The sequence below is a fragment of the Rathayibacter sp. AC182 genome (genome assembly GCF_979253875.1).
Genome location: NZ_CEEDEK010000005.1, coordinates 1,422,904 through 1,437,603, shown reverse-complemented (window position 1 = coordinate 1,437,603; position 14,700 = coordinate 1,422,904). Strand labels below are relative to the sequence as shown.

Genomic DNA, 14,700 nt, shown 5'->3' with positions numbered 1-14,700 from the left:
ACGATGACGAGTCCCGGGAACACCGTCAGCCACCACGCGCTCGCGAGGTAGGTGCGGCCCGCCGAGAGCATCGCTCCCCACTCCGGAGCCGGCGGCTCGGCCCCGAGGCCCAGGTAGCTGAGCGCCGACGCCCAGACGATCGCCTGCCCCACGCCGAGCGTCGCGAGCACCGCGAGGGGGCGAAGGTGTTGGGCAGCACATGCCGCAGCAGGATGCGCGCGGGGCCGTGGCCGAGGACCCGCGCGGCCTCGACGTAGCCGGAGTCGCGGATGCCGAGCAGCTGCGTGCGCAGGATGCGGGCGTACCCCGGCGCCGTGGACAGGCCGACCGCGATCGTGGCGGGGACCACTCCGGGACCCGTCACCACGATCACCAGGAGCGCCAGGAGCAGTGCGGGGAACGCGAACAGCACCTCCAGGACGCGCCCGATCAGCCCGTCGACGAACCGGCCGCCGAACGCGGCGATCACGCCGAGGACCGCGCCGAGGGCGAGGCCGATGGCGGTCGCGCTGACGCCGATCAGGAGGGACGCGCCCGCGCCGGCGATCACGCGGCTGAGCACGTCGCGACCGGACTCGTCGGTGCCGAGCAGGTGCGTGGCGGACGGCGGCGAGAAGGAGTCGGTGGGCGCGATCGCGAGGGGGTCGAACGGGGCGAGGAGGCCGGGAGCGGCCGCGGCGAGCAGCAGCAGGGCGACGAAGGCGAGCGAGACGATCTCGCCGGCGCGCGCAGGCGGGCGCCACGACGGCGCACGGGTGCCGCGGAGGTGCGCAGCTCGAGCCGCTCACGCGGCCGCCTCCTCGACGGACTGCGCCCGGACGACCCGGGCGGGAGCGAGGCGCGGATCGACGAGGCGCGCCACGAGGTCGGTGGCGACGGTCACGAGGATGTAGGCGAGGGCGGTGACGAGGACGACCCCGGTCACCACCGGCACGTCGCGGACGGTGACCGCCGACAGCAGCGAGCGCCCGAGCCCGGGCCGCGCGAAGATCGTCTCGACGACCACCGCCCCGCCGATGAGGTAGCCGAACGCCCAGCCCGAGAGCGCGATGCCGGGCAGCACCGCGTGGCGCAGGGCGTGGCGGAGGCGGAGTCCGAGCTCGCTCTCCCCGCGCGCGCGGGCCGCGAGGACGAACGGCGACTCCAGGGCGTCGAGGAGCGAGCGGCGCATCACCTGGCCGAGGAAGCCCGCGAGCGGGATCGCGAGGGTGAGCGCGGGCAGGACGAGGCCGTTCGGCGATCCGGTGCTCACCGGCGGCAGCCAGCGGAGGGTCGTGGCGAACACGGCGATGAGCACCGTGGCCAGCCAGAAGTGCGGGAGGGCGGCGGCGGTCAGCTCGAGACCCGCGCCGAGGGCCGCGGCGAGACGGCCGCCGCGGGTGGACCAGAGCGCGGTGCCGAGGGCCAGGATCCACGCCAGTGCGAGCGCGAGGACGGCCAGCAGCAGCGTGCCCGGCAGCTGCTGCCCGAGCAGCTCGACCACCGGGACTCGGAGGGAGTAGGACGTGCCGAGGTCGCCCCGCGCGAGCCGGCCCAGCTGGGTCAGGTACTGCAGGAGGAGCGGCTGGTCGAGCCCGTACTCCTGGCGGACCGCGGCGAGCGCCTCGGCCGAGGCCTGCGAGCCCGGACCGCCGAGGATCGCCTCAGCGGGATCGCCGGGGATGAGGCGGATGAGGAAGAAGACCGCGGTCGCGACGGCCCAGAGCACGACGACCGCGCCGCCGAGGCGGAGGAGGACGCGGCGGATCATGCGGGCTGCTCCTTCCAGGGGGTCACGGCACCAGCATGCCGGACGGTCCGCGCGGAACCTCCGCTGAGAGAGGGTCTGACGGCTGACAGCCGAAGACCCCACTGACAGCTGACGTCGCGCGCATCTGCTGGTCGAGCAGCCCGGGGGCGCGGGCTGCTCGATCAGCGAGGCGGGGCGTCGGGTCAGACCCAGGCGTCCGCGAACCACGGTGTCGAGACCGTGGCGAGCGCCTCCACGCCCTGCACCGACGAGCGGAGCAGGTAGTGGTTCTGCTGGTCGTACAGCGGCAGGATCCAGTAGCCCGAGAGCACGATCTCCTGCGCCTGGCGGTACAGGTCGGCGCGCTCGTCCGCGTCCGTCGTCGCGCTGGCCTGCTCGAGCAGCGCGTCGAGCGCGGGGTCGGCGATCTGCGCGTGGTTGGCGAAGTAGCCGCTGGGCGCGGGGTGATCCCCGAGGACGAGTACAGGATCCGCAGCACGTCGGGGCCGACCTTCGTGTACGGCGCGCTGACCAGCTCGTACTCGTTCGCCGCGAGGGCCGCGTACCAGCTCGAGAGGTCCAGCAGGCTGATCTCGACGTCGAAGCCGGCGGTCTTCGCCGAGGCCTGGATCTGCTCGAAGAGCGACTGCTCGGCCGGGATCGACTGGTTGGTGCTGACCGGGAAGCGCAGCGTGAGCGGCTTCCCGTCCTTCTCTCGGACGCCGTCGCCGTCCGAGTCGGTCCAGCCGGCGGTCTCGAGGAGCTCCTCGGCCGCGGCGACCTCGTCGTCCGATCCGGCGTCCTCGAAGAGCGAGGGGTCGGAGTAGGCGGTCGCCTCGCTGCTCGAGAGCGGCGAGTAGGAGCGCTCGGCGGTGCCGAAGAAGGGGAGTCGATGGCGTCGTTCACGCCGACGGCCCGGATGAACGCCTCGCGCACGCTCGCGTCGTCGAAGGGCGACTGGCCGCCGTTCAGCTCGATGCGGTTGACCGAGCCGGGGCGGGGAGCGTCGAGCTCGACGAGGTCCGACGCGTCGGTCGCGGCCTGCAGCGTGTCCGGCTGCGCGTTGTCGATCACGTCGACCTCGCCGGCCTGGAGCGCCGCGTAGCGGGTGGCGGAGTCGGGCAGGAAGCGCCACTCGATGCTCGGGAGGTACGCGGGCCCCTCGTGGCCGTCGCCGGTGGGGCCGGTCGAGGCGTCGTAGGCGTCGTTGCGGGTGAGGGTCACGTGGTCCTGCTTGACCCACTCCGTCACCGTGAACGGACCGGTGCCGACGGGCGCCTCGCAGTTGGCGGCCTCGCCGCGGGCGATGCCGGTCGGCGACTGGATCGCCGTCCACGGCTGCGCGAGCGACTCGAGCAGAGCGCTGTCGGGGGCGCTGAGCGTGAAGCGCGCGACGGTCGGCGAGACGGCCGTGACCGACTCGACCTTGGCGACGGCGAGGTAGCCGGTGGAGGACTTGGTGGCCGGGTCCTGCGAGGTGCGCGATGTTGGCGGCGACCGCCTCGGCGTCCAACGGCGTGCCGTCGGTGAACTCGACGCCCTCGCGCAGGGTGAAGTCGTAGCTGAGCGCGTCGTCCGAGACGGTCCACGACTCCGCGAGCCACGGCGTGATCGTGCCGTCGGCCTCGCGCGAGACGAGCGACTCGAGCACCTGGGTCGCGAGCAGCGCCTGCGGGTAGTTGCCGCCGACGTGGGGGTCGAGGCAGGTCGGCTCCGCGTCGCCGGACGCGTGAGTGAGCACGCCGTCGGCGACCGGAGTCGCGGAGTCGCCTCCCGCGTCGGACTCGGCGGTGCAGCCGCTGAGCAGGAGGGCGCCCACGGCGAGCGCGGCGGGGAGGAGGAGAGAGCGGCGCATGACGTCTTTCGTGGAGGGTCGGGAGTGCCGGGTTTCTTGGACGCGGCCCAGGAAACGCTAGCAGGAGGGGCGGGGCTGCGGGACGAGTCGCCCGGATCCACCCGCGTCCTTACGGCGCGATCGGAACGAGCGGAGCATGCCGGATCGAGGCCGCCAGGCCCTAGCCTCGGAGCGTGTCCTCAGTGCGCCCCAGGGCTTCCGCGATCGTTCCGCCGTCGATGCGCGTCGACTGATGCTGGAGGACGAGCCCTCGGTGCAGCCCCTGCGCGTGTTCCGCGAGGAGCTCCTCGCCCGGCGCACGCGGAGGAGCCCCGGAGCGGTCGTGCCCGACTTCGACCCCGCGGAGGCCGGGATCCGCGCCCGCGCCCTCCTCGTGCTCGAGGCCCCGGGCCCGATGGCGGCCGGCCTCGCCGGATCGGGCTTCGTCTCGGTCGACAACGACGATCAGACCGCCGCCACCACCTGGACGCTGCGCGACGAGGTCGGTCTGCACGAGCGCACGCTGGTCTGGAACATCGTGCCCTGGCACCTCGGCGACGGCGCGCCCGATGCGGACGAGCTGCGCCAGGGCGCGATGGAGCTGCGCCGCCTCCTGCCGCTGCTCCCCGATCTGCACGTCGTCGTCACCGCCGGCACCGCGCCGACGAAGGGCTGGGCCGCGAACATCGCTCCGTATCTGAGCGGCGGGCCCACCGTCATCGGCTCCTGGAGCCCCGGGCAGCGCGCGATGAGCCAGCCCCGCAAGCGCGACGAGCTCAAGCGCGCCTTCGAGCGGGCGGCGCAGCTGGTCGGCTGACCCCGCGCAACGGATCCGGGAGTCGTCTCCGCGTTCACTCCGGCGTCGACGGCCCGCCCTCCCGCCTGTCGGCACCGACCCGTAGGGTCGGGGGCGAGGGGCGTCGTGCCCCCGCTAGGGGGAACTCCATGCCATTGCTCTCGCGTGCCGCCGTCCGGCGCACACTCGCTCTCGCCGCCGCCGTCCTGGTCGCGGGCTCCGCGCTCGCCACGCCCGCGTACGCGGATGCCCCGGAGGGGACCGCCACGATCACGGGCCGGGTCCTGTTCGAGGGAGCGCCGGACGCTCCTCCGGCCGCCGGAACCGGGGTGCTCCTGCTCCCCGCGACGACCAGCGAGGTGGAGCCCGTCGTCCCGTCGGCCACGGCCGCGGACGGCTCCTTCGCCGCGAACGTCGTGCCCGGCGTCGAGTACACGGTCCTCGCCACCGTCGAGGACGGCCTGCACGTTCCCCGCAGTCTCGGCGCGACCGGCCGCTTCGAGCGCGGCACGGTCTTCTCGGCCGACGCCGGAGAGACGCTGGCGCTGCCCGAGTACGTGATCCCGCTCGGAGCGACGATCAGCGGCCACGTCACGACCGACGACGGCCTCCCCGTCCCGGTGTCCGCCTACCAGGGCCCCCTCGTCGGCTACACCGACACCGTGACCGAGGCGAACGGCGACTACACCGTGCGTGGTCTCGACCCCGACCTCGGCGCCGTCACCGTCGCCTTCGGCTCGGACGGCGACGGCGGCGCCCAGGAGTGGTGGCGCGACAGCCCGACCCAGGACGGCGCCGAGACCATCGTCCTCACCAGCCTCGACGAGGCCGTGACGGGGATCGACGCCGACCTGCGCACGCGGACGAACCCGCTCGACACCGTCCCCTGCGTCGACGTCTCGACCCTGACGGTCTCGAAGGCGACGTCGGCCGTCCGCGCGTTCCTCCGGAGCCACCACGACGCCGGTGCGCTGAAGGCGCTCACGCGCGCCGACGTGCTCCAGTACCTGGCGCGCTGCGCCTGACCGGCGACCCACGAGGAGGGACACCCGTGACCCCGAGACCCCGCCGGCCTCGGAGTCGGGCACTGGTGGCCCTCCTCCCGCTCGCCCTCGCCCTCGTCGGTACGGCCGTCGGCCTCGCGGTGGCGCCCGACGTCCCAGCAGGACGGGTCGTCGGCGGCGTGACAGCGGCCGCCGTCGGCACCGCGACGATCGTCGCGGCCGTGCTCCTGTTCTCGCGTCGTCGGGAGCGGTGAGGTCGGCGGTGCCGTCGAGCGCGCTGCGCCCTCCGCGCACCGCGGACCGCCCGCCGAGGAGGGCGCCGCGTCAGCCGGCGGTCGACGCGCGCACGACCAGCTCGGGCTGGAAGAGCACCTGCCGCGGCTCCGACTCGAGCAGCAGCTCGACCGCCGTCGCGCCGATGAGCGCGCTCGGCTGGCGGATGCTCGACAGCGGCACCACGGTCGCCGTCGCGAAGGCGATGTCGTCGTACCCGATCAGCGCGACGTCCTCGGGCACGCGCACGTCGCCCAGCAGCATCAGGGCCTGCAGCACCCCGACCGCGAGCAGGTCGTTGGCGCAGAACACGGCGTCGGGGCGATCGGAGGCGTCGCGCGCGGCGAGAGCGCGCCCCGCCTCGCGCCCCGCGAGCACGGACAGCGACTCCGTTGCGATCTCCTCGAGCACGGCGCCCTCGACCTCCTGTACCGCCGCGCGAGGCGCCGGCGAGGCGGTCGGCGACCTGGCGGATCGACTCCGGACCGCCGATGACCGCGAGGCGGCGGCGGCCGAGGCTCAGGAGGTGCTCCACGGCGAGGCGCCCGCCGGCCACGTCGTCGACGGCGACCGACGAGAGCGCGGAGTCGTGCGACTCCCGGTCGACGAGGACGCACGGGATGCCGTGCGAGCGGAGCCTGTCGAGCCGCGACGACTCCTCCCCCAGCGGCGAGATGAGGACACCGCTCACGCGCTGCTCCTCGAAGAGGTCGAGGTAGGCGGCCTCGCGGCCGGGGTCGTCGTCGGTGTTGCCGAGCAGGACAGCGAGGCCGGACTCGGCGGCCCGCGCCTCGGCTCCGCGGGCGAGGTCGAGAAGAAGGGGTTGCCGGCGTCGAGCACGATCAGGCCGATGCTGCGGCTGCGGCCGGCGCGGAGCTGGCGCGCGGCGTCGTTGCGGACGAAGCCGAGCTCGGCGATCGCCTCCTGCACCCGGCGGACCGACTCGGCGCCGACCTTCTCGGGGCGGTTCAGCACGTTCGAGACGGTGCCGACGGAGACGCCGGCTCGGGCGGCGACGTCGCGGACGCTCACGGACGGCACGGCGCCTCCTCGGGGTCGGGCCGCGGCGGGCGGCGGTCCCGGAAGTATGGCACCGGGCCGGGCGGCGCTGGAGGACGACAGCGGCGCTCGACTCCGGGACGCCGTCTTTGACACGCTCCCAGCGCCCGCGATACGCTCGCCGAGCACCGTCGTGAAACGATTCACGAGTACCACGCACCCCTCCATCCGAAGGAGCCGCTCGATGTCGAGTGACACCCCCTCACCCGGGTCTGCTTCCAGCTCCAGGTGAAGCCCGACCGCCTCGAGGAGTACCAGGAGCGCCACGCGGCCGTCTGGCCCGACATGCTCCGCGCCCTCAAGGACACCGGCTGGAACAACTACTCGCTCTTCGTCCGCGAGGACGGACTGCTCGATCGGCTACGTCGAGACCCCCTCGATCGTCGACGCGCAGGCCGCCATGGCGCGGACCGAGGTCAACGCCCGCTGGCAGGCCGAGATGGGCGAGTTCTTCGTCGACCTCGACGGTGCCCCGGACGAGGGCTTCCTCCCTGACCGAGGTCTTCCACCTGGAGGACCAGCTCGCGGCCCTCGACGCCGCTCCCACTCCCGACACCCTCGCAGAAGGACACGCCTCGTGACCGAACTCTCCCCCGACGTCCTCAGCCAGCTCGAGCAGCAGGCGATCGAACTGCCCTCGTGGGCCTTCGGCAACGCCGGCACCCGCTTCAAGGTCTTCACGACTCCCGGTACGCCCCGCACGATCGAGGAGAAGATCTCGGACGCGGCGACCGTGAACGAGCTCACCGGCCTCGCTCCGACCGTCGCGCTGCACATCCCGTGGGACAAGGTCGACGACTACTCGGCGCTCGGCGACTACGCCGCGTCGAAGGGCGTCTCGCTCGGCACCATCAACTCGAACACGTTCCAGGACGACGAGTACAAGTTCGGCTCGCTCACGCACTCCGACCCGGTGATCCGCCAGAAGGCGATCGACCACCACCTCGCCTGCATCGACATCATGGACGCGACCGGCTCGCGCGACCTCAAGATCTGGCTCGCCGACGGCTCCAACTACCCCGGACAGCAGGACATCCGCGGGCGCCAGGACCGCCTCGCCGACTCCCTCGCGACCATCTACGAGCGCCTGGGCGCCGAGCAGCGGATGGTGCTCGAGTACAAGTTCTTCGAGCCCGCGTTCTACCACATGGATGTGCCGGACTGGGGAACCTCCTACGCCCACGTGGCCGCGCTGGGCGACCGCGCCCTGGTGTGCCTGGACACCGGACACCACGCGCCGGGCACCAACATCGAGTTCATCGTCGCCCAGCTGCTGCGCCTCGGGAAGCTCGGCTCTGTTCGACTTCAACTCGCGCTTCTACGCCGACGACGACCTCATCGTCGGCTCGGCCGACCCGTTCCAGCTGTTCCGGATCCTCTACGAGGTCGTGCGCGGAGGCGGCTACGGCCCGGATTCGCCGGTCGCCTTCATGCTCGACCAGTGCCACAACGTCGAGGACAAGATCCCCGGGCAGATCCGCTCGGTGCTCAACGTGCAGGAGATGACCGCGCGCGCGCTGCTCGTCGACCGCGCGGAGCTCGAGAAGGCGCAGCTCGCGGGCGACGTGCTCGGCGCGAACGGGATCCTGATGGACGCCTTCTACTCGGACGTCCGCCCCGCGCTGGCCGCGTGGCGCGAGACCCGCGGCCTGCCGGCGGACCCGATGAAGGCCTACGCCGACTCCGGGCGCGCGCAGCAGCTCGCGGAGGAGCGCGTCGGCGGCACCCAGTCGAGCTGGGGCGCGTGACGGGTCCGCTGCTCGCGCAGCGACCCTCCCCTTGCTGATCGAGTAGCCCGTGCAGCGGGCGTATCGAGATCCACCCTCCCGGTGACGTCGGGTCTCGATACGCCCCTCCGGGGCTACTCGACCAGCAGGAAACCCTCGCGTCCCTCTGTGGATCGAGCAAGCGCACTGCAGCCTTCCCCTCGCTGAGGGAGCAGGCCGCGCAGTGGACCCCTTGCTGATCGAGTAGCCCGTGCAGCGGGCGTATCGAGATCCACCCTCCCGGTGACGTCGGGTCTCGACACGCCCCTCCGGGGCTACTCGACCAGCAGGAATCCCGCACGCACCCCTCGCTGATCGAGTAGCCCGCGCAGCGGGCGTATCGAGATCCACCCTCCCGGTGACGTCGGGTCTCGATACGCCCCTCCGGGGCTGCTCGACCAGCAGGAAGCCTCTCCGGGGCTGCTCCGCCGGCAGCGGCGGGTCAGCGGCCGAGGGTCGACGCGCGGGCCATCAGCTCCGGGGCGAAGACGCGGCGGCGGTCGGCGCCGTCCGACGGCGCGCCGATCACGTCCTGCAACAGGTCGACGGCGGAGGCGCCGAACGACTCCTGCGGCGCGCGGATGGAGCTGAGCGGCACGAGGGACGCCTCGGCGTACTCGATGTCGTCGTAGCCGATCAGGGCGATGTCCTCGGGAACGCGGATGCCGTGGCTGACCAGGACCTGCTCGAGGCCGATCGCCAGCAGGTCGTTGACCGCGAAGACCGCGTCGGGGCGGGAGGCGGGATCGCGCGCCGCGATCGCCTCGCCGACCTCGTGGCCCTCCGCGATGACGCGGTGCTCGACATCGATCATCTCGAGGGTCGCCCCCGGCACCTCGGCCACGGCCCGGCTGGCGCCCGAGAGCCGCTCGCCCACCTGCTGGATCGACAGCGGTCCGCCCACGAACGCGAGTCGGCGGCGACCGAGCTCGAGCAGGTGCTGGGCGGCGAGGCGTCCGCCCGCGACGTCGTCGAGCGAGACCGAGGGCTGCACCTCGGAGCCGGCGCGGCGGCCGACCAGCACGGTCGGGGTGCCGCGCGAGCGGACCGAGGCGAGCCTGTCCTCGATGGCGCCGTGCGAGGCGACGAGCATGCCGCGGACGCCGTGCTCCTCGAAGAGCTCGAGGTAGGCGTCCTCGCGGGTGCGCTCGCCACCGGAGTTGGCGAGGAACAGCGACAGGCCGAGCTCGGCGGCTCGGCGCTCCGCCCCTCGGCGATCATCGCGAAGAACGGGTTCGACACGTCGGGAGCGATGTAGGCGATGGTCGAGCTCTGCCCGAGGCGGAGCTGGCGCCCCGCGTTGTTGCGGACGAATCCGAGCGACTCGATGGCCGCCTGGATCCGCTGCGCCTTCTCCTGGGACACCCGCGCGGGGTGGTTCAGGAAGTGCGAGACGGTGCCCATCGAGACGCCCGCGGCGGCGGCGACGTCGCGGATGCCGACCTTCGCCATCGCTGCCTCCTGGGTGTCGGGGTCGTCGCGGCGAGGCGCCGGACGGGTTTCGATGCTCTCACGCGCGGCCGGATCACTCCGGCAGCAGCGGCTCCGGCAGGGCGACGCCGTGCGCCTCGAGGGCCTCGGAGACGACCTTCACCGCGTTCAGCGCGCGGGGAACCCCACGTACTGCACCGCGTGGATGACCGCCTCGACGACCTCCTCCGCGGTGGCACCGGTGTTGATGGCGGCCCGGGTGTGCCCGCGCAGCTGCGCATCGACGCCGCCCAGCGCGGTCAGCACGCCGAGCGTGATCAGCTCGCGCTCGCGCAGGGTCAGGCCGGGACGCGAGTTGACGTCGCCGAAGTTGAACTCGAGGCCGTAGCGGGCGAGGTCCTGGGCGCGGCCGCTCTGCAGCGCGATCAGGCCGTCGGCCTTCCCCTCGCCGTAGACGGCGTCGAAGGCGGCCTTGCCGCGCGCGAGACGCTCGGGGTCGGGAGTGGTCACGTCGTTCCTCCTGGATCGGGGCGTCAGATCGAGTGCCCGCCGTCGAGCGGCAGGATCACCCCGGTGATGTTGACGGCGGCGGGCGAGGCGAGGAACACGATGGTCTGCGCCAGGTGCTCCGGCTCGCCGAGCAGCCGCGAGGGGATCTGCGCGAGCAGCGCCTCGCGTCGCTCCGCGGTGTCGTTGTCGCGGCCGGGGGTGCGCTGGGCGCCGGGCGCGAGCGCGTTGACCGTCACTCCCTGATCGGCGACCTCGATCGCGAGCGCCTTGGTCAGCCCGACCACGCCGGCCTTCGCGGCCGCGTAGGCGGTCGCGCCGCGCACGAGACGGCCACCGGCGACCGCGGCCACGGAGGCGATGTTCACGATCCGCCCCGAGCGCTGCTCGAGCATCGCGGGCAGCACCGCGCGGGTGACGGCGAAGACGGTGTCGAGGTTGCGCTCGATCTGCGTGCGCCAGGTCTGCTCGGTCATCTCGTGGAAGAAGGAGACGGCACCGCCTCCCGCGCCGTTGACCAGCACGTCGATCGCGCCGTCCTCCTCGATCACGGCTCCGAGGGCGATCTGCACGGCGTCGAAGTCGGTGAGGTCGACGGCGACGGCTCGCGCCGCACGGCCCTGCTCGCGGACGCTGCGGGCCACCTCCTCGGCTCCCGCACCGTCGAGATCGACGACGACGACGTCGGCTCCGGCGCGGGCCAGCTCCCGGCAGATGATCCGGCCCAGCGCCCCTGCGCCTCCGGTGACCAGTGCTCGTCGACCCGTGAGTTCCATGCGCGTGCTCTCCGATCTCGGCCTCGCCGCACCAGCGGCGGGCGCGGGCTGCTCCGCCCGTTCATCGACCCCATGGTGCGGGATTCTTTGAAACGTGTCAATCCGAAAGGTCGTGAGCGGGGCCGATCCGGTCGCTCCGCTCTTCTACTGCGCAGGGATTCGCTCCGGACTCGTTCTTGACACCGCCGATCCGCGTGGCTAGCCTCGCAAATTGTAACGTTTCAAACGTTCCCGCACCTTTCAAGGAGGAAATGTGTCCCGCACTTCACGCCCCCAGGAACGTGGCTCCCGCCGCGTCGTCCACGGTCTGATCGCCGGAACGGGAGCCGCCGTGCTGCTGCTCACCGGCTGCGCATCCGGAGACGGCGGGGGCTCGTCAGAGTCCGCCGACGCCGGCTCCTTCTCGGTCCTCACTCCGGCCGAGAACGCGATCATCCGCGACGAGCTGACCACTCTCTCCGAGGGCGCCTGCGCCACCGAGAACGAGGCCATGCCGCTGGAGGACCAGACGGTCGCCCAGGCCGACGTCGTCCAGAAGATCACCCTGCTCGCCAGCCAGGACGCACTGCCGACCGCCTTCGTGGCCGGCACCGCGCAGGTCCGCCCGGACGGCGACCTCGGCAAGAACGACCTCATCGTCGACTACGAGGAGAAGCTCACCGAGCTCGGAGTCTGGGACGACGTGCTCCCCGCCGCCAAGTCCACGATCACCTCGGTGTACGGCGGCATGGTCTCGCTGCCGTTCCAGTACAACGTCGAGGGCATCTGGTACAACAAGCAGATCCTCAGCGAGAACGGCATCGCCGAGCCGCAGACCTGGGACGAGCTCGTGACCGCGCTCGAGACGCTCAAGGGCGCCGGAGTGGTGCCGCTGACCGAGGCGGGCAGCCAGGGCTGGCCCTCACCCGCCTGATCGGGAACTACCTCTTCCGCTCCATCGGCCCCGACGCCATGAAGGACGTCCAGTCGGGCGACGCGAAGCTCACCGACCCCGAGTACGTCGAGGGCGCTCAGGCGATCGCCGATCTCGGCTCCGCCGGGCTGTTCGGCGAGGGAGTCACCTCCCGCGACACCGACACCGCGAACACGCAGTTCCTCACCGGCGAGGCCGCGATGACCTACAACGGCTCCTGGTTCCTCGCGAACCTCAACGACCCGGCGCAGAATCAGATCGGCGAGGAGAACGTCGGGTTCCTGCCGTTCCCGGACGTCGAGGGCGGCGCGGGCGACCGCAGCCAGTGGCCCGCGAACGCCGGAGCCGCGACCGCGATGTCGGCGAAGGCCTACACCGACGGCGTCGGCGACTGGCTCTCGTGCATCGCCGAGAACTACGGCTCGAGCGCGCTGCAGAACCAGGGCGTCATCTCGGGCTTCGCGCTCAACGAGGAGGTCTCGGACGTCCCCGCGCTGACCACCGTCGTGCAGGAGTACGTCAACGAGGCCGACGAGACCGTGCTCTGGTTCGAGGCGCTCTTCGACGCCAAGACCACCTCGGACGCGCAGACCAACGTCTCGCTCCTCGTCTCGGGCGGCATGAGCGCCGAGGACTACATGGCGGCCCTCCAGGTTGACCTCGACCAGGCCCAGTAGGCCCGATCGACCCGAGGTCGCGCCCCGCCGGGCGGGCCTCGGACGACGACCGGGGCGGGGCTCATCCCTCCCGCCCCGGTCGCACCCCTCTTCTCCCCGCGTGCGTGCCCCGCGCGCACCTCGAAAGGACTCCCGTGAACAGCGTTCTGGGTGACAAGAAGGCGATCCTGATCCTTCTCGGACCGGCACTCGCCGTCTACACGCTCATCAAGCTCGTCCCGGTGCTCTGGTCGCTCGGGCTCACCTTCTTCACCGGCAACCCGCTCGGCGGCTTCGAGTTCGCGGGCGGTGCCAACTTCGTGCGCTTCGTCCAGGATCCGCAGGCGCTGGAGGCGCTGTGGTTCACGGTCCGCTACTCGATCGTGATCACCGTGGGGCAGGTCGTGCTGGGCTACTCGCTCGCGCTGCTCTACGTGTTCGTCCTCAAGAACTCGTCCTCGTTCGTCCGCACCGTCGTGTTCTTCCCGACCGTGCTGCCGACCGTCGCCGTCGCGCTGCTGTTCAAGAGCATGTTCGCGGTCGGGAGCCAGGAGGGGCCGGTCAACGCCGGTCTGGGCGTCTTCGGACTCGACGGCATCGACTGGTTCGCCACCGCCGAGGGCACCTTCGCCGTGGCGGTCGGCATGGAGCTGTGGCGCTCGATGGGCTTCTTCGCGATCCTGCTCTATGCCGGACTCGTCGACATCCCCGAGGAGACGCTCGAGTCGGCCCGCCTGGACGGCGCCACCGGCTGGCGCCTCGTGCGCTCGATCGTCATCCCGCTCTCGCTGCCGGTGCTGCTCTCCTCCGTCATCTTCAGCTTCAACAACACGCTCAAGGTGTTCGACACCCTCCTGGCGCTCAACAACGGCGGACCGGGCAGCTCGACCACTCCGCTGACGCTCTACATGTACCGGACCGTCTTCAGCTACTCCGACTACGGGTACGGCTCGACGATCGCCCTCGTGCTGACGATCATGTGCTTCCTGGTCACCCTCTTCATCTTCCGATCGTCGCGCCGCGACAACACGAAGGAGGCCTGAGGTGTCCACCGGAACCCTCCCGCGCCCCGCCGCCCGCGTCCGCCCCTCCGTCCCCGCGGGCCCGCACCGGCAGGCCCGCCGCCTCGGCCGGGGCACCCGCCGCTGGATCGGCCGCGCGCTGATCGCGCTGCTCGTCGTCGTCGAGGCGTATCCGATCTTCTGGATCGTGATGGGCTCGTTCAAGACGCAGAACGAGTTCTTCGCGAACCCCACCTGGGCCCTGCCCGAGAGCCTCGACTTCTCGAACTACGTCTCGGCGCTGACCGAGGGCGACCTCGCGACGAACCTGCGCAACAGCGTCCTGGTCACGGTGCCCTCGCTGGCGCTGATGATCGCGCTCGGAGTCGCGGCCGCGTACGCCCTCGAGGTTCTCGTGTGGAAGGGCCGCAACACGGTCCTGCTGCTGTTCATCGCGGGCATCATGATCCCGGGGCAGATGATCCTGGTCCCGCTGTTCACCGTGTACTTCCGCACCGGGCTGACGAACTCGCTCTGGCCGCTGATCATCACCTACACGGTGATGGGACTGCCGCTGACGGTGTTCCTGATGACCGCCTACTTCCGCGCGATCCCCCGCGAGATCTTCGAGGCGGCGGCGATCGACGGCGCGAGCATGATCACCGCGTTCTTCCGCGTCGGCGTGCCCATGATGCGCAACGCCATCATCACCATCGCGCTGGTCGAGTTCTTCGCGGTCTGGAACGACCTGCTGATCGCGCTGACGTTCACCACGAACGACGAGCTCGCCACGGTGCAGGTCGGGCTGCTGAACTTCAGCGACGAGTACGGATCGACGCAGTACGGTCCGCTGTTCGCGTCGATCAGCATCAACATCCTCGGGATGCTCGTGCTCTACCTGTTCCTGAACAAGCAGATCATGGCGGGCCTGGCGGCCGGATCGGTGAAGGGCTGA

General features: G+C 71.8%; 13 protein-coding genes and 4 pseudogenes. 10 read left to right on the top strand and 7 right to left on the bottom strand.

Going from position 1 to position 14,700, the window contains the following annotated elements; translation table 11 throughout:
• Nucleotides 1-25: 25 nt before the first annotated feature.
• From AC0CII_RS18890 to AC0CII_RS18880, 3 genes and pseudogenes are all read right to left on the bottom strand, one after another.
• Nucleotides 26-562: an ABC transporter permease gene (locus AC0CII_RS18890; RefSeq protein ID WP_465230303.1), complete on the bottom strand. Its 537-nt coding sequence runs from the start codon at nt 560-562 to the stop codon at nt 26-28.
• Between the two features lie 222 nt (nt 563-784).
• The gene (locus AC0CII_RS18885; protein ID WP_465230302.1) at nt 785-1,750 is read right to left on the bottom strand and encodes an ABC transporter permease; all 966 of its coding nucleotides are present in this window, start codon (nt 1,748-1,750) and stop codon (nt 785-787) included.
• Between the two features lie 182 nt (nt 1,751-1,932).
• Nucleotides 1,933-3,584 (bottom strand): annotated as a pseudogene (locus AC0CII_RS18880) (ABC transporter substrate-binding protein).
• A gap of 232 nt (nt 3,585-3,816) precedes the next feature.
• On the opposite strand from AC0CII_RS18880, the gene AC0CII_RS18875 reads away from it, so the two are divergent.
• The 3 genes from AC0CII_RS18875 (at nt 3,817) to AC0CII_RS18865 (ending at nt 5,617) form a co-directional block, all read left to right on the top strand.
• Entirely contained in the window at nt 3,817-4,380 is a 564-nt protein-coding gene (locus tag AC0CII_RS18875) for a uracil-DNA glycosylase family protein (RefSeq protein WP_465230301.1), read from the top strand.
• A 128-nt stretch (nt 4,381-4,508) separates the two neighbouring features.
• Complete coding sequence (locus AC0CII_RS18870; protein ID WP_465226800.1) at nt 4,509-5,384, top strand: hypothetical protein; 876 nt, start codon at nt 4,509-4,511, stop codon at nt 5,382-5,384.
• A 26-nt stretch (nt 5,385-5,410) separates the two neighbouring features.
• Nucleotides 5,411-5,617 (top strand): hypothetical protein, encoded by a 207-nt coding sequence (locus AC0CII_RS18865; protein WP_465226801.1) that lies wholly within the window; start codon nt 5,411-5,413, stop codon nt 5,615-5,617.
• Nucleotides 5,618-5,687: 70 nt separating this feature from the next.
• Here the strand turns inward: AC0CII_RS18865 and AC0CII_RS18860 are convergent.
• Nucleotides 5,688-6,677, bottom strand: a pseudogene (locus AC0CII_RS18860) (LacI family DNA-binding transcriptional regulator).
• A gap of 246 nt (nt 6,678-6,923) precedes the next feature.
• Between AC0CII_RS18860 and AC0CII_RS18855 the strand changes: the two are divergent.
• A pseudogene (locus AC0CII_RS18855) lies at nt 6,924-7,276 on the top strand (L-rhamnose mutarotase).
• Nucleotides 7,273-8,443, top strand: a pseudogene (rhaI, locus tag AC0CII_RS18850) (L-rhamnose isomerase). Before AC0CII_RS18855 ends, rhaI begins: the two co-directional pseudogenes overlap by 4 nt.
• Before the next feature lie 460 nt (nt 8,444-8,903).
• Here the strand turns inward: rhaI and AC0CII_RS18845 are convergent.
• Entirely contained in the window at nt 8,904-9,635 is a 732-nt protein-coding gene (locus tag AC0CII_RS18845) for a substrate-binding domain-containing protein (protein WP_465231011.1), read from the bottom strand.
• Between AC0CII_RS18845 and AC0CII_RS18840 the strand changes: the two genes are divergently transcribed.
• Nucleotides 9,567-9,719 carry a hypothetical protein gene (locus AC0CII_RS18840; RefSeq protein WP_465231132.1) on the top strand — a complete coding sequence of 51 codons (153 nt, stop codon included), beginning with the start codon at nt 9,567-9,569 and terminating at the stop codon, nt 9,717-9,719. The two genes, AC0CII_RS18845 and AC0CII_RS18840, sit on opposite strands and share 69 nt — an antisense overlap.
• Nucleotides 9,720-10,060: 341 nt before the next feature.
• On the opposite strand, the gene AC0CII_RS18835 is transcribed toward AC0CII_RS18840, so the two are convergent.
• Together AC0CII_RS18835 and AC0CII_RS18830 are read right to left on the bottom strand one after the other, a co-directional pair.
• Nucleotides 10,061-10,402 carry a carboxymuconolactone decarboxylase family protein gene (locus AC0CII_RS18835; protein WP_465230300.1) on the bottom strand — a complete coding sequence of 114 codons (342 nt, stop codon included), beginning with the start codon at nt 10,400-10,402 and terminating at the stop codon, nt 10,061-10,063.
• Nucleotides 10,403-10,425: 23 nt separating this feature from the next.
• Nucleotides 10,426-11,175 carry an SDR family oxidoreductase gene (locus AC0CII_RS18830; protein ID WP_465226806.1) on the bottom strand — a complete coding sequence of 250 codons (750 nt, stop codon included), beginning with the start codon at nt 11,173-11,175 and terminating at the stop codon, nt 10,426-10,428.
• Nucleotides 11,176-11,428: 253 nt separating this feature from the next.
• On the opposite strand from AC0CII_RS18830, the gene AC0CII_RS18825 reads away from it, so the two are divergent.
• The 4 genes from AC0CII_RS18825 to AC0CII_RS18810 all read left to right on the top strand — a co-directional run bounded on the left by AC0CII_RS18825 (nt 11,429) and on the right by AC0CII_RS18810 (nt 14,700).
• The gene (locus AC0CII_RS18825; protein WP_465226807.1) at nt 11,429-12,088 is read left to right on the top strand and encodes an ABC transporter substrate-binding protein; all 660 of its coding nucleotides are present in this window, start codon (nt 11,429-11,431) and stop codon (nt 12,086-12,088) included.
• A 38-nt stretch (nt 12,089-12,126) separates the two neighbouring features.
• Complete coding sequence (locus AC0CII_RS18820) at nt 12,127-12,765, top strand: hypothetical protein (protein ID WP_465226808.1); 639 nt, start codon at nt 12,127-12,129, stop codon at nt 12,763-12,765.
• Nucleotides 12,766-12,899: 134 nt separating this feature from the next.
• Nucleotides 12,900-13,787 (top strand): carbohydrate ABC transporter permease, encoded by an 888-nt coding sequence (locus AC0CII_RS18815; protein WP_207407013.1) that lies wholly within the window; start codon nt 12,900-12,902, stop codon nt 13,785-13,787.
• Nucleotide 13,788: 1 nt separating this feature from the next.
• Nucleotides 13,789-14,700, top strand: coding sequence for a carbohydrate ABC transporter permease (locus AC0CII_RS18810; protein WP_251943715.1), 912 nt, complete (start codon nt 13,789-13,791; stop codon nt 14,698-14,700).

Excerpts from the sequence above, each read along its gene's own strand:
- AC0CII_RS18830 (WP_465226806.1), bottom strand. The coding sequence starts at position 11,175 with ATGGAACTCACGGGTCGACGAGCACTGGTCACCGGAGGCGCAGGGGCG.
- AC0CII_RS18820 (WP_465226808.1), top strand. The coding sequence starts at position 12,127 with ATGAAGGACGTCCAGTCGGGCGACGCGAAGCTCACCGACCCCGAGTAC.
- AC0CII_RS18875 (WP_465230301.1), top strand. The coding sequence starts at position 3,817 with ATGCTGGAGGACGAGCCCTCGGTGCAGCCCCTGCGCGTGTTCCGCGAG.
- AC0CII_RS18870 (WP_465226800.1), top strand. The coding sequence starts at position 4,509 with ATGCCATTGCTCTCGCGTGCCGCCGTCCGGCGCACACTCGCTCTCGCC.
- AC0CII_RS18885 (WP_465230302.1), bottom strand. The coding sequence starts at position 1,750 with ATGATCCGCCGCGTCCTCCTCCGCCTCGGCGGCGCGGTCGTCGTGCTC.